At 71.4% G+C, this 13,472-nt stretch carries 10 protein-coding genes and 6 tRNA genes; 5 read left to right on the top strand and 11 right to left on the bottom strand.

Annotation, left to right across the window (positions count from 1 at the left end; genetic code table 11):
- Positions 1-28 precede the first annotated feature (28 nt).
- From ruvB to thrS, 7 genes are all read right to left on the bottom strand, one after another.
- Positions 29-1,126 carry a Holliday junction branch migration DNA helicase RuvB gene (ruvB, locus tag ABD080_RS10290; protein ID WP_377827295.1) on the bottom strand — a complete coding sequence of 366 codons (1,098 nt, stop codon included), beginning with the start codon at positions 1,124-1,126 and terminating at the stop codon, positions 29-31.
- Positions 1,123-1,743 carry a Holliday junction branch migration protein RuvA gene (gene ruvA / locus ABD080_RS10285; protein ID WP_343904733.1) on the bottom strand — a complete coding sequence of 207 codons (621 nt, stop codon included), beginning with the start codon at positions 1,741-1,743 and terminating at the stop codon, positions 1,123-1,125. Before ruvA ends, ruvB begins: the two co-directional genes overlap by 4 nt.
- A 26-nt stretch (positions 1,744-1,769) precedes the next feature.
- Positions 1,770-2,360 (bottom strand): crossover junction endodeoxyribonuclease RuvC, encoded by a 591-nt coding sequence (gene ruvC / locus ABD080_RS10280; RefSeq protein WP_343904731.1) that lies wholly within the window; start codon positions 2,358-2,360, stop codon positions 1,770-1,772.
- A 7-nt stretch (positions 2,361-2,367) separates the two neighbouring features.
- Positions 2,368-3,126, bottom strand: a complete 759-nt coding sequence (locus ABD080_RS10275) for a YebC/PmpR family DNA-binding transcriptional regulator (protein ID WP_343904729.1) — start codon at positions 3,124-3,126, stop codon at positions 2,368-2,370.
- An 87-nt stretch (positions 3,127-3,213) separates the two neighbouring features.
- A complete protein-coding gene (locus tag ABD080_RS10270) occupies positions 3,214-4,551 on the bottom strand; it encodes a PrsW family intramembrane metalloprotease (RefSeq protein WP_343904727.1) in 1,338 nt (445 codons plus the stop codon).
- Between the two features lie 109 nt (positions 4,552-4,660).
- Positions 4,661-5,221 carry an HIT family protein gene (locus ABD080_RS10265; RefSeq protein WP_343904725.1) on the bottom strand — a complete coding sequence of 187 codons (561 nt, stop codon included), beginning with the start codon at positions 5,219-5,221 and terminating at the stop codon, positions 4,661-4,663.
- Positions 5,218-7,218, bottom strand: a complete 2,001-nt coding sequence (gene thrS, locus ABD080_RS10260; RefSeq protein ID WP_343904723.1) for a threonine--tRNA ligase — start codon at positions 7,216-7,218, stop codon at positions 5,218-5,220. Before thrS ends, ABD080_RS10265 begins: the two co-directional genes overlap by 4 nt.
- Before the next feature lie 322 nt (positions 7,219-7,540).
- Between thrS and ABD080_RS10255 the strand changes: the two genes are divergently transcribed.
- Entirely contained in the window at positions 7,541-9,430 is a 1,890-nt protein-coding gene (locus ABD080_RS10255) for a BCCT family transporter (protein WP_343904721.1), read from the top strand.
- Positions 9,431-9,513: 83 nt separating this feature from the next.
- On the top strand, positions 9,514-10,218 hold the full coding sequence (locus ABD080_RS10250; RefSeq protein WP_343904719.1) for a transporter substrate-binding domain-containing protein: 705 nt from the start codon (positions 9,514-9,516) through the stop codon (positions 10,216-10,218).
- A gap of 64 nt (positions 10,219-10,282) precedes the next feature.
- Here the strand turns inward: ABD080_RS10250 and ABD080_RS10245 are convergent.
- From ABD080_RS10245 to ABD080_RS10230, 4 genes are all read right to left on the bottom strand, one after another.
- Positions 10,283-10,354: transfer RNA gene (locus ABD080_RS10245), tRNA-Val, on the bottom strand.
- A gap of 23 nt (positions 10,355-10,377) precedes the next feature.
- Positions 10,378-10,451 (bottom strand) — tRNA-Cys (locus ABD080_RS10240).
- A gap of 67 nt (positions 10,452-10,518) precedes the next feature.
- Positions 10,519-10,594 (bottom strand) — tRNA-Gly (locus ABD080_RS10235).
- 26 nt (positions 10,595-10,620) lie between these two features.
- A tRNA-Val gene (locus ABD080_RS10230) sits at positions 10,621-10,692 on the bottom strand.
- A gap of 289 nt (positions 10,693-10,981) precedes the next feature.
- Here ABD080_RS10230 and ABD080_RS10225 point away from each other — a divergent pair.
- From ABD080_RS10225 to glgX, 3 genes are all read left to right on the top strand, one after another.
- Positions 10,982-11,057, top strand: a tRNA-Gly gene (locus ABD080_RS10225).
- Between the two features lie 27 nt (positions 11,058-11,084).
- Positions 11,085-11,159, top strand: a tRNA-Val gene (locus ABD080_RS10220).
- A 139-nt stretch (positions 11,160-11,298) separates the two neighbouring features.
- Positions 11,299-13,437, top strand: coding sequence for a glycogen debranching protein GlgX (gene glgX / locus ABD080_RS10215; RefSeq protein WP_343904717.1), 2,139 nt, complete (start codon positions 11,299-11,301; stop codon positions 13,435-13,437).
- Positions 13,438-13,472: the final 35 nt, after the last annotated feature.

Raw genomic sequence — 13,472 nt, 5'->3', positions numbered from 1 at the left:
CTGCGCGGGGCTCGGCGGCGGGTGCGGGTCAGAACCGACCGAGCATGGGGGCGGCGCCGGAGCCGCCCTGCGGCGCCTCGAGCCCGAGGTGCTCCCAGGCCGCCGTCGCCGCGGCGCGGCCACGCGGGGTCCGCACGAGGAAGCCCTCCCGCACGAGGTACGGCTCGACCATGGTCTCCACGGTCTCCGTCTCCTCCCCCACCGCGACGGCGAGCGTGGACAGGCCCACCGGACCCCCGGCGAAGCGGCGGCACAGCGCGCTCAGCACGGCGCGGTCCAGTCGGTCCAGGCCACGTTCGTCCACCTCGTACATGGCGAGCGCGGCGCGGGCCGCGTCCAGGTCCAGGTCACCGGTGCCGCGCACCTGCGCCCAGTCGCGCACCCGGCGCAGGAGCCGGTTCGCGATGCGCGGGGTGCCGCGGGAGCGGGAGGCGATCTCCGCCGCGGCACCGCCCTGGATGTCCACGCCGAGCTCGCCGGCGCTGCGGAGCACCACGCGGTGCAGCTCCTCGGCGCGGTAGTAGTCCAGGTGCCCGACGACGCCGAAGCGGTCGCGCAGCGGCGCGGGCAGCAGCCCAGCGCGGGTCGTCGCGCCGACCACCGTGAACGGCGGCAGCTCGAGCGGGATCGAGGTCGCCCCGACGCCCTTGCCGACCATCACGTCGACGCGGAAGTCCTCCATCGCGATGTAGAGCATCTCCTCGGCGGGGCGCGCGAGACGGTGGATCTCGTCGATGAACAGCACCTCGCCCTCCTCGAGGGAGGAGAGGATCGCGGCGAGGTCGCCCGCGTGCTGGACGGCGGGCCCGGAGGTGATCCGCAGCGGGGCACCGAGCTCCGCGGCGATGATCATCGCGAGGGTGGTCTTGCCGAGCCCGGGAGGGCCCGAGAGCAGCATGTGCTCCGGGGCGCGACCGCGCGCCTGCGCCGCGTCCAGGACGAGCGAGAGCTGCTCCCGCACGACCTCCTGGCCCACGAAGTCCGCGAGCCGGCGCGGCCGCAGCGCCGCCTCGGCCGCCCGCTCGAGAGCGCCGGAGGTCGCACTGGTGAGCGCGGTGCCGTCGTCCTCGGGGGCGTCGGCGGTCGCGTCGATCCCGTCGGCCCCGTCGATCCCGTCTGCCGTCACCGCGCGCCGCCGAGCGACTGGAGGGCGGTGCGCAGGAGGGCGGCGGGCTCGAGGTCGGCGTCCTCGCCGGCCTCGGCGCGGAGTCGCTCCACGGCCCCGGTGGCGGACTTCTCGGGCCAGCCGAGTCCCACGAGCGCCTCGACGACCTGGGCGTCCACGGCGGCGGACGCGGCGGGGGCGGGCGTGCCGACGGCGGCGCCGCCGGCCGGCTCCGCGGGGAGGGCGAGCTTGCCGCCGAGCTCGAGGATCATGCGGCTGGCGACCTTGGGGCCGATGCCCGGGGTGCGGGTGATGCTCTTGACGTCCTGCTCCGCGACGGCGCGGGCGAGGTCCTCCGGGGAGAGCACGGCGAGCACGGACAGCGCGAGCCGCGGGCCGATCCCGCTCACGGACTGCACGACCCGGAAGGCGTCGGCGTCCTGCGCGGAGGGGAAGCCGAAGAGCGTCATCGAGTCCTCGCGGACCACGAGCTCCGTGTGCAGGGTCAGCTCGGCGCCGTGGCGGGTCTGCGCGAGGGCGGCGGGGGTGGTGCGGACGAGGTAGCCCACACCGTGGACGTCGAGCACGAGGGATTCCAGGCCGATCGAGGCCACGGTCCCGGTCAGGGTTGCGATCACGCGACCACCTTAGAACAGCTGTTCGATCAGAAGCGGGAGGTCGAGGAGTCCCGGGCGCGCCGCGCCGCGCGCTCCGCCTCCGCCCACACGGACTGAGCGCTCGTGCGAGCCCCGCCGCTCGCGTCGCGGCGCACCGGCCCCGGGCCGCGCCACAGCTGGGTGAGCGCGATCGCGACGGCGTCCGCGGCGTCCGCCGGCTGTGGGGCGGCGTCCAGCCGCAGGAGCTTCACGAGCATGGCCTGGATCTGCTTCTTGTCCGCCCGCCCGCTGCCCGTCACGGCGGCCTTCACCTCGGAGGGCGTGTGCAGCGCGATGCGGATCCCGCGCTGGGCGGCGAGCACAATCGCGACCCCGGTGACCTGCGCGGTGCTCATGACCGTCGGGGTGTTGGCCTGCGCGAAGACCCGCTCGATCGCGACGACGTCCGGGGCGTGCTCCTCGATCTTGGCCTCGAGCCCCCGGGAGATCGCGAGCAGGCGCACGTCGATCGTGTCCTCCGGCGAGGTCCTCACGACCCCCACGTCCACGAGGGAGGCGCTGCGGCCGGAGCCGGCGTCGATCACTCCGTAGCCGCAGCGCGTGAGCCCGGGGTCCACACCGAGGACGCGCAGGCTCATCTCGCGATCAGTCCTCCGCGTCGAGCTGCGCGGCGACGTCCTCGGGGATGTCGACGTTGGAGTAGACGTTCTGGACGTCGTCGCTGTCCTCGAGCGCGTCGATGAGGCGGAACACCTTCTGGGCGCCCTCGAGGTCCACCGGGGTGCGGAGGTTCGGCACGAACTGCGCCTCGGCGCTGTCGTAGTCGACGCCCGCCTCCTGGAGCGCCGTGCGCACCGCGACCACGTCGCTCGCCTCCGAGAGGATCTCGAAGGTGTCGCCCTCGTCGGTGATCTCCTCGGCGCCCGCATCCAGGACGATCTCGAGCAGGGAGTCCTCCGTGTTGCCCTCCTTGGGCACGGTGACGACGCCCTTGCGGTTGAACATGTAGGAGACCGAGCCGGAGTCCGCCATGTTGCCGCCGTTGCGGGTGAAGGCGAGGCGCACCTCGGAGACCGCACGGTTCTTGTTGTCCGTGAGGCACTCCACGAGCAGCGCGACGCCGCCGGGGGCGTACCCCTCGTACATGAGCGTCTGGTAGTCGACGCCGCCGCCGTCGAGCCCACCGCCGCGCTTGACGGCGCGGTCGATGTTGTCGTTGGGGACGGAGGACTTCTTCGCCTTCTGGACGGCGTCGAAGAGCGTGGGGTTGCCGGCCAGGTCGGGACCGCCCACACGCGCGGCGACCTCGATGTTCTTGATCAGCTTGGCGAAAAGCTTGCCGCGCTTCGCATCGATGGCAGCCTTCTTGTGCTTCGTGGTCGCCCACTTGGAGTGCCCGGACATCGGTCCCCTCTCGAAGGAATCAGCGAGTTCCCGCGCACGGTGAGCCGAGCGCGTGCGGGCCCGCGGGAGCTGCGGACCGCCGCACCATCATACGGGCACGGGGGCGGAGGTCCCCGCGCCGCGCACCACCGGCCGTTCGAGGGCGGAGACCTGGCGGCGGTCCACGGTGATCCGCTCGAGCAGCTCGCGCTCACGGCGCCGCGTGCGCTCGGTGGGACGCCCCTGGAGCACACCGTGGCGCTCCATTCCCAGCTCGACGGAGGCGAGGATGAGGTCGTGCATCGCCATCCGGGCGACGGCGCCGTGGCGAGCGGCCCAGCGCTCGGCGCGGGCGCGGCCCCGCATGGAGATGAGCACCTCGACCTCCGCCGGGGAGAACCAGCCGGCGCGGCCGTACTCGGAGAGCTGCCGGCGCAGGATCCGCTTCTCGCGCAGCCGCAGGAACAGCACGATCGCGACGAGCAGCAGGAAGATCGGGACCTGCACGGTCAGGTAGTAGCGCAGGAAGCCGGCGAGCGGGCGCTCGGGATCCGGCTCGAGGAAGAAGCTCGAGCCGTTCCAGAGCGCATGCAGGGACATGCCCAGCGAGAGGCCGCCCAGGCCGAGCCCGAAGTACAGCATGAGCGAGCGGCGCTCGGCCGCGATGCCGAGCCCGAGCCCGCAGAGCGACGTGAAGGACGCGTGGGCGAAGGGCGAGAGCAGACCGCGAAGCAGGAAGGTCTGCCAGAAGACGTCGACGGTCCCGGCTGCCTGCGCCTCGTGGAAGGAGCGGCCGAAGTAGAGGATGTTCTCCGTGAACGCGAAGCCCGCGGCGATGAGCACGGCATAGACCACGCCGTCGATCGGGCCGCCCAGGAAGCGCCGCCCCCAGATCAGCAGCGCCGCGAGACCCAGCGCCTTCATCGACTCCTCGACGAGCGGGGCCTGCACGGCGGCGCCGAGGAAGCTCTCGGTCGCGGAGCCGGCCTCCGCCTCCGGCAGGGCCAGCTCCGTGAAGACGCCGCCGATGACGAAGGTGAGCGCGACGGAGCCGGCGGCGCCCCAGACGAAGGCGTACACGAGCGTGATCCGCGGCTGGGGCGTGTAGCGATCCACCCACCACACGGCGGCGAGCACGATCGTGACGGGCACGAGCGCGGAGGTGAACGCGACCAGGGAGGTCCCGAGCCCCAGCGGGCGGATGACAAAGAACCACACGGCCGCCCCGGTGACGGCGAGCCCCAGCAGGGAGAGGATCCAGTAGAGGCGCTGCACCCAGGCACGGCGCGGGCGGCGCTCCTGGCCGCGGGGCTCGGCCAGGCGACCGGGGCCCTGCGGATCGACCCGCCGGACGTCGTACCCGTACCCGTCCGACGGGACCTGCGACGGCGGCGGGCCCTGCGGCCCGGGCCGCGGGGCGCGCGGCGGTGCCGGGATCGTGCTCATCGCTCCGGTCTCCTCCCGCGGCGGTGGTGCGGCGCGCCTCCCCCGGCGCGCCCGTCGACCTGTCGCATCGTAGCCCAGCGCCCGGTCCTGCCCGCCGAGGGACCGGCCCTCAGGCGGGCCAGGCCTCGGCGTACATCGCACGGGTGTCCGCGAGCAGGATCGGCAGCGCCTTGGTGCGGCCGACGACGGGGAGGAAGTTCGCGTCCCCCATCCAGCGCGGCACGACGTGCTGGTGCAGGTGCGCGGCGATGCCCGCCCCGGCGACCTCCCCCTGGTTCATGCCGAGGTTGAACCCTGCCGGGGACGACACCTCGCGCACCACGCGCATCGCGGTCCGCGTGAGCGCGGCGACCTCCGCGACCTCCGCCTCGGTGAGCTCGGTGTAGTCCGCGACGTGGCGGAACGGGCACACGAGGAGGTGACCGGTGTTGTACGGGTACAGGTTGAGGATCACGTAGGCGACCTCGCCGCGGTGGACGATGAGGGCGTCCTCGTCGTCGCGGCCCGGCGCGGAGCAGAACGGGCACTGCTCGGCGTCGTCCGGGTCATCGGGCTTGTCCTGGCCGCCGATGTACGCCATCCGGTGCGGGGTCCACAGGCGCTGCGTGCTGTCGGGGACGCCCGCGAAGCCGCGGGCGTCCTCGACGGAGGGCTCGGGGGCCTCGCTCACACCTGCGCCTTGTCGCGGATCGCGGCGACGATCCGCTCGACGGCCTCGTCGACGGGGATGCCGTTGTCCTGGCTGCCGTCGCGCAGGCGGAAGGAGACCGCGCCCTTCTCCTGGTCCTCGCCGCCGGCGATGAGCAGGTAGGGGACCTTCTCCTTGGTGTGCGTGCGGATCTTCTTCTGCATGCGGTCGTCGGAGTCGTCGACGACGACGCGCACGCCGCGCTCACGGAGCTTCGTCGCGACCTCCTCGAGGTAGGGCGCGTACTCGGCGGCGACGGGCACCCCGACCACCTGCACCGGGGACAGCCACACCGGGAACGCCCCGGCGTAGTGCTCCAGCAGCACGCCGAAGAAGCGCTCGATCGACCCGAACAGCGCACGGTGGATCATCACGGGCCGCTGGCGCGAGCCGTCGGTCGCCGTGTACTCGAGCTCGAACAGCTCCGGCTCGAAGAAGTCGAGCTGGATCGTGGAGAGCTGCCAGGTGCGGCCGATCGCGTCCTTCGCCTGGACGGAGATCTTGGGGCCGTAGAAGGCGGCGCCGCCCGGATCGGGGACCAGCTCGAGCCCGGACGCGGTGGCGACCTCCTCGAGGGTGCGGGTCGCCTCCTCCCAGGTGGCGTCGTCGCCCACGGACTTCTCGGGGTCGCGGGTCGAGAGCTCGAGGTAGAAGTCGTCGAGCCCGTAGTCGCGCAGGAGGTCCAGCACGAAGCCGAGCAGGCTCGTCAGCTCCTCCTTCATCTGCTCGCGGGTGGTGTAGATGTGCGCGTCGTCCTGGGTGAAGCCGCGGGCGCGGGTCAGGCCGTGCACCACGCCGGACTTCTCATAGCGGTAGACGCTGCCGAACTCGAACAGCCGCAGCGGGAGCTCGCGGTAGGACCGCCCACGGGAGCGGTAGACGAGGTTGTGCATCGGGCAGTTCATGGGCTTGAGGTAGTAGTCCTGGCCCTGCTTGGTGACGTTGCCGTCGCCGTCCACCTCCTCGTCCACGTGCATCGGGGGGTACATGCCCTCGGCGTACCACTCGAGGTGGCGGGAGGTCTCGAAGAGGTTCTTCTTCGTGATGTGCGGGGTGGAGACGAAGGAGTAGCCGGCCTCGACGTGGCGACGGCGCGAGTAGTCCTCCATCTCCATCTTGATCATGGCGCCCTTGGGGTGGAACACGGGCAGCCCCGAGCCGATCTCGTCCGGGAAGGAGAAGAGGTCCAGCTCGCTGCCCAGGCGGCGGTGGTCGCGCCGCTCGGCCTCGGCGATCCGCTGCTGGTGCGCCTTGAGCTCGTCCTTGGTGGGCCACGCGGTGCCGTAGACGCGCTGCAGCATCGGGTTCTTCTCGCTGCCGCGCCAGTAGGCGGCGGCGGAGCGGGTCAGCGCGAAGCCGTTGCCGATCAGCTTGGTGGTGGGCAGGTGGGGGCCGCGGCAGAGGTCCGTCCAGACGACCTCGTCGCGCCGGTTCACGTTGTCGTACATGGTCAGGCCGCCGGCGCCGACCTCGACGCTCGCGCCCTCGCCGGCGTCGTCGGCGGTGGACTTCAGGCCGATCAGCTCGAGCTTGTACGGCTCGGCGGCCTCCTCGGCGCGGGCGGCGTCGTCGCTGATCTCGCGACGGACGAAGCGCTGGCCCTCCTTGACGATGCGGCCCATCTCCTTCTCGAGAGCCTTGAGCGACTCGGGGGTGAAGGGCTCGGCGACGTCGAAGTCGTAGTAGAAGCCGTCGGTGATGGGCGGCCCGATGCCGAGCTTCGCCTCGGGGTTGACCTTCTGCACGGCCTGCGCGAGCACGTGCGCGGTGCTGTGGCGCAGGATCGAGAGGCCGTCCGGGCTCGAGATGTCGACGCCCTCGACGGACTGGCCCTCGGCGGGGGACGTGGCGAGGTCGCGCAGCTCGCCGTCGATGCGCAGCGCGACGATCGAGGCGGTGCCCTCGAAGAGCGTCGTGCCCGTGGCCCCCTCCTCGATCCGCTGGGGTGAACCGTCGAGGGTGATGGCGATCTGGGCCACGGGATGCTCCTTGGTGTGCGGGTCGAGCCGGCCGACGATGCCGGCTCCGCGGCCGATGGTATCGGGGAACCGTCTCCGACCACGACCCCGATCCGGGCCGACGGGGACCTCACCACGCCCGGAGCGATGAGACCGGGATCACCCCCTCGGGGTGAATCGGTGCACGTCAGACATGCCCCGGACCGGACCGACCTCCCTTTTCGCCGGTTCTGACCGTTTCGGCCGTCGCTATGGTGGCCAGGAACGACATCCCCGACCCCAGGAAGGAGTCGTCCCTCCTCCGGCCGATCCCCGATCGCGGCCGCCCGAGGCGACGTTCCCCATGAGTCAGAACACACAGACGACCAAGGAGCTCCTCGACGATCTCCGCGACGCGAAGCCACGGCGCAGACGGAAGCACACCCAGGGCACCGACCGCATCGTGTTCGGCGTCGCCGCCGTCCTCGCGATCGCCTTCGTGATCTGGGGGCTCGTCTCCCCCGCCGGCCTCGGCGCGGTCGCGGACAGCGCCCTCGCGGGCGTCATCGGCAACTTCGGCTGGCTGTACGTGATCGCCGCCTCCGTCTTCACGATCTTCGTGCTCGTCGTCGCGTTCTCCCGCTTCGGTCGTATCCCGCTGGGCCGTGACGGCGAGGAGCCGCAGTTCAAGACCGCCTCGTGGATCTCCATGATGTTCGCGACCGGCATGGGCATCGGCCTCATCTTCTACGGGGTGGGCGAGCCGCTGTTCTTCTACATGTCCCCGCCGCCGGGCACCGTCGAGGGGCAGACCCCCGAGGCGATGACCACCGCCATGGGCACGACGCTCTTCCACTGGACCCTGTACCCGTGGGCCATGTACGCGATCGTGGGGCTCGGCATGGCCTACGGCACCTACCGCCTGGGCCGAGCGCAGCTGTTCTCCGCGATGTTCGCCTCGATCTTCGGCGAGCGGGTCTCCGAGGGCGTGGGCGGCCGGATCATCAACATCCTCGCGATCCTCGCGACGCTGTTCGGCTCCGCCTGCTCCCTGGGCCTCGGCGCCCTCCAGATCGGCGGCGGCATCACCTCCACGGGCCTGATGGATAAGGTGACCTCCCCGGTCCTCGTCCTCATCATCGCGGTCCTCACCGCGTGCTTCGTGGCCTCCGCGGTCTCCGGCATCGAGAAGGGCATCCAGCTCCTCTCCAACACCAACATGGTGCTCGCCGTGGTCCTCGCGGTCATCGTCTTCATCGGCGGCCCGACCCTCTTCATCCTCAACGTCATCCCGAACGCCGTGGGCGGCTTCATCGACCAGCTCCCGCAGATGGCCTCGCGCACCGCGGCCGCCGGTGACGAGTCGCTCGCCGAGTGGATGAGCAGCTGGACCGTCTTCTACTGGGCGTGGTGGGTCTCCTGGTGCCCCTTCGTGGGCCTGTTCATCGGCCGCATCTCCCGTGGCCGCACGATCCGTCAGTTCGTGGTCGGCGTGCTGCTGGTCCCGTCGGTCGTCTCCCTGCTGTGGTTCTCGATCTTCGGCGGCGGTGCGATCGGCATCCAGGAGCGCGCCGAGCGGGCCCAGGACGAGGGCTCGATGCTCTCGAAGGTCGTGGACGGCGTGCCGGACATCAACTTCGACACGATCCTGTTCTCGACCCTCGACGCGCTGCCCGTCCCCGGCTTCGTGACCATCATCCTCATGGTCCTGGCCGTGGTGCTCGTGGCGATCTTCTTCATCACCGGCGCGGACTCCGCCTCCATCGTCATGGGCGGCCTCTCCGAGCACGGTGCGGAGGAGCCCACCCGCAAGGCGGTCGTCTTCTGGGGCGTCGCGACCGGTGCCGTCGCGGCGATCATGCTGCTGGCCGGCGGTGACGAGCCGGCCGAGGCCCTCAACGGCCTGAAGAACATCACGATCGTGTCCTCGCTGCCGTTCGTCCTGGTCATGCTGCTCCTGTGCGTGGCGATCTGGAAGGATCTGTCGAAGGACCCGCTCATGATCCGCAACCGCCTCGCGCGGCACGTGCTCGAGGACGCGATCGAGTCCGCGATCGACGAGCACGACGGCGAGCCCTTCGCCCTCCACACGGTAGAGGCCGTGGTCGAGGTGACGCCGGAGGACGCGAAGCGTCTGACCGACGGCCGCCCGGCGACCTCGGCCGGCGCCCCCGCGGAGGCGGCGTCGTCCGCGACCGCGGAGCCGACCGCCGACGCGGACCCGTCAGCCGAGGACGGCCCCGCGCGGGCCTGACCGCCCCCGCTCCGCCGCGAGCCCCGGACCTCCACGAGGTCCGGGGCTCGTCCCGTCCCGGGGTCCCGTCCTAGGGTCAGGGCATGGACGACGGACGGAGAGCGGACGGCGCACCGCTGCGCGCGGTCATCAACCTCGGCAACGCGGTGCTCGCGCACGGCGACCCGGAGAGCCCGCGCGGCGTGAGCGTGGACCTCGCGCGGGAACTCGGCCGGCGCTCCGGCCGAGCGGTGGAGCTGCGGGCGGTGACCGCCGCCCGTGACGCCGTGGAGGCTCTCGAGACGGGCGCGGCGGATCTCGGCTTCCTCGCCCACGACCCCGACCGGTCCCGGACGCTCGCCTTCACGGATCCCTACGTGATGATCGAGGGCTGCTTCGCCGTCCCGGAAGCCGCACCGCCCACGGTCGCCGAGGAGGCCGACCGCCCCGGGCTCCGCATCGGCGCCAAGAGGGGCTCCGCCCTGCACCTGCATCTCGCGCGCACGGTCGAGGGCGCCGAGCTGGTCCCCCTCCCCGAGCACCCGCTGCCGGGCGAGGATCCGACGCTCGACGTGATCACGGGGATCCGGGACCCGCTCACGGCCGCGCTCCGGGAGGCCCCGGGCTGGCGCCTGCTCGAGCCCGCGTTCCTGCGGATCCCGCAGTGCGTGGCGGTCCCCGCCGCGGCCCCCGCCGCGGACCTGGGTGCGCTGTCGGGCGCGGTCCGCGAGCTGCTCGTCTCGGGCTTCGTGGCACGGTCCCTCGCCGCCGACGGCCGGTCCCCCGACCTGGCCGCCGCGCCGTCGTGACGATCTCCCCGGGGACATGAAGAAGCCCCTGACCGGGGGTCTCCCGGTCAGGGGCTCGTCTCGGTGGGCGATACTGGGATCGAACCAGTGACCTCTTCCGTGTCAGGGAAGCGCGCTACCGCTGCGCCAATCGCCCGCTCCGCGTCCCGGGGGACGCGGTGGAGGTGGGTACGGGATTCGAACCCGTGTACACGGCTTTGCAGGCCGTTGCCTCGCCTCTCGGCCAACCCACCGCGGGGTGCGGTGCACCCGCGATACGGAGACGGCGCGTCCGACGATTCGTCGGGCGCGCCGTCCCTGTGGAGCGGACGACGGGACTCGAACCCGCGACCCTCACCTTGGCAAGGTGATGCTCTACCAACTGAGCCACGTCCGCAGTGCGGGATCCACAGGGATCCTGCGTGGGCGATACTGGGATCGAACCAGTGACCTCTTCCGTGTGAAGGAAGCGCGCTACCCCTGCGCCAATCGCCCTCGGGGGCCTGCTCTCTCGAGCGGACCTGGAACAGCCTACACGCTCCTCGACGAGGTCCGGACCAGATCCGATGTGACCTACGTCGTCACGGCACCCCTTCCCGTCGTCGCCGCCGTCGAGCCCCGACATGCCTCCCGGAGGCGGGCTCGCCGGGTCCGCGGGGACTGCGCGGGCGCGCTGCAGGCGCGACCTCGCCGCGGGACGGTGACCTCGACCACGACCGGGCGTCTCGGTTTGCCTCGACCCGCAGGTCGGTCTAATGTTGCTCTTCGTCGGCCTGGCCGATGTGCGGACGTGGCTCAGTTGGTAGAGCATCACCTTGCCAAGGTGAGGGTCGCGGGTTCGAGTCCCGTCGTCCGCTCCATCCCTCCCCCGCGCCCCAGGGCGCAACGGGCGATTGGCGCAGCGGTAGCGCGCTTCCCTGACACGGAAGAGGTCACTGGTTCGATCCCAGTATCGCCCACCATCCGAAGGCCCCGGCTCATGCCGGGGCCTTCGTCGTCCCCGGACCTCTTCCCGCCTCCCTCGGTCACGACTCGGGCGCGGAACCGACCAGGGGTGCGGCTCACGGGAGTTCCCCGGTCGCGTGCCGCTAGCCTGTGCCCATGCAGATCTGGCCCGGTCAGTCGTATCCCCTGGGAGCCACGTTCGACGGCTCCGGCACCAACTTCGCCCTGTTCTCGGAGGCCGCCGAGCGCGTGGAGCTGTGCCTCCTCGACGACGCGGGCGCCGAGACCCGCATCGAGCTCACCGAGGTCGACGCCTTCGTCTGGCACGTCTACCTGCCCGCGGTGCAGCCCGGGCAGCGCTACGGCTACCGCGTGCACGGCCCCTTCGACCCCGCTGCCGGCCTGCGCTGCGATCCCAGCAAGCTCCTGCTGGACCCGTACGCGAAGGCGATCTCGGGGATGGCCAGCAACCATCCCTCGCTGTACAGCTACGACTTCGAGGACCCCGAGGCGCGCAACACGGAGGACTCCGCGGCGCACACGATGCACTCGGTCGTCGTCTCCCCCTACTTCGACTGGGGCAGCGACCACTCCCCCGCCCACGAGTACCACGACACGGTGATCTACGAGGCCCACGTCAAGGGCCTGACGATGCTCCACCCCGACGTCGACGAGTCGATCCGCGGCACCTACGTCGCCATGGGTCACCCCGCGATCATCGAGCACCTCACCGAGCTCGGCGTCACCGCGGTCGAGCTCATGCCCGTGCACCAGTTCGTGCAGGACGGCCACCTCGTCGAGAAGGGGATGCGCAACTACTGGGGCTACAACACCATCGGCTTCTTCGCGCCCCACAACGAGTACGCGTACGCCGGGGACCGGGGCCAGCAGGTCCAGGAGTTCAAGACCATGGTCAAGAACCTCCATGCGGCCGGCATCGAGGTCATCCTCGACGTGGTCTACAACCACACCGCGGAGGGCAACCACATGGGCCCCACGCTGTCCTTCCGCGGCATCGACAACGCGTCCTACTACCGCCTCGTGGAGGAGGACAGGGCGCACTACTACGACACCACCGGCACCGGGAACTCGCTGCTCATGCGCACCCCGCACGTGCTGCAGCTGATCATGGACTCGCTGCGCTACTGGGTCACCGAGATGCACGTGGACGGCTTCCGCTTCGACCTCGCCTCGACGCTCGCCCGCGAGCTGCACGAGGTGGACCGGCTCTCCGCCTTCTTCGACATCATCCAGCAGGACCCGGTCATCTCCCAGGTGAAGCTCATCGCGGAGCCCTGGGACCTCGGCGAGGGCGGCTACCAGGTGGGCGGCTTCCCGCCGCTGTGGTCGGAGTGGAACGGCCGCTTCCGCGACACGGTGCGCGACTTCCATCGCTCCGAGGCGGGCATGATCGGCGAGTTCTCCTCCCGGCTGGCCGGCAGCTCGGACCTCTACCAGCACACCGGGCGCACCCCGATCGCCTCGATCAACTTCGTCACCGCCCACGACGGCTTCACGCTGCGCGACCTCGTCTCCTACAACGAGCGCCACAACGAGGCCAACGGCGAGGGCGGGAACGACGGCGAGTCCCACAACCGCTCCTGGAACTCGGGTGCGGAGGGGCCGACGGACGATCGCTCGGTGCTCGACCTCCGCCTGCGCCGCGCGAAGAACCTCATGGCGACGCTGCTCGTCAGCCAGGGGGTCCCGATGATCCTGCACGGCGACGAGATGGGCCGCACCCAGGGCGGCAACAACAACACGTACTGCCAGGACGACGAGATCTCCTGGATGCACTGGGAGCTCGAGCCGGACCAGATGGACATGCTCTGGTTCACGCAGCGCATGATCGCCCTGCGCCGCGAGCACCCGATCTTCCGCCGTCGGCGGTTCCTGCAGGGAGTGGTGCGCGAGGGCTCCGCCTCGAGCCTCCCGGACGTGCAGTGGATCGGCACCGACGGCGCCCCCATGACGGACGAGGACTGGAACGCCGCGGAGAACAAGTGCCTCACGGTGTTCCTCAACGGCTCGGCGATCCCGGAGCCCGATGCACGCGGCGACCAGATCGTCGACGACTCCGCCCTGCTGCTGTTCAACGCCTCCGGCAACGGGGTCGAGTTCACGCTCCCGGGCGAGGACCACGGACCCGTGTGGACCACCGTGCTCGGCACCGACGGTGAGGACGAGGTGGACACCGAGCTGGCCGCGGGGACCACCATCACGCGCCCGCCGCACTCGATGCTGCTGCTCATGCGGCCGGCGATCGAGGACCCCGCCGGCACGGACCAGGGCTGAGACCGACCGAGCACGGCTGAGGAGCGCTCCCCGGC

This window comes from Brachybacterium rhamnosum (assembly GCF_039526185.1).
Lineage (GTDB): Bacteria > Actinomycetota > Actinomycetes > Actinomycetales > Dermabacteraceae > Brachybacterium > Brachybacterium rhamnosum.
Note: the sequence above shows the minus strand (reverse complement) of the source record. Positions and strands in the feature narration are given on the sequence as shown.

Excerpts from the sequence above, each read along its gene's own strand:
- ruvC (WP_343904731.1), bottom strand. The coding sequence starts at position 2,360 with ATGAGCCTGCGCGTCCTCGGTGTGGACCCCGGGCTCACGCGCTGCGGC.
- ABD080_RS10275 (WP_343904729.1), bottom strand. The coding sequence starts at position 3,126 with ATGTCCGGGCACTCCAAGTGGGCGACCACGAAGCACAAGAAGGCTGCC.
- ABD080_RS10270 (WP_343904727.1), bottom strand. The coding sequence starts at position 4,551 with ATGAGCACGATCCCGGCACCGCCGCGCGCCCCGCGGCCCGGGCCGCAG.
- ABD080_RS10255 (WP_343904721.1), top strand. The coding sequence starts at position 7,541 with ATGAGTCAGAACACACAGACGACCAAGGAGCTCCTCGACGATCTCCGC.
- ABD080_RS10250 (WP_343904719.1), top strand. The coding sequence starts at position 9,514 with ATGGACGACGGACGGAGAGCGGACGGCGCACCGCTGCGCGCGGTCATC.
- glgX (WP_343904717.1), top strand. The coding sequence starts at position 11,299 with ATGCAGATCTGGCCCGGTCAGTCGTATCCCCTGGGAGCCACGTTCGAC.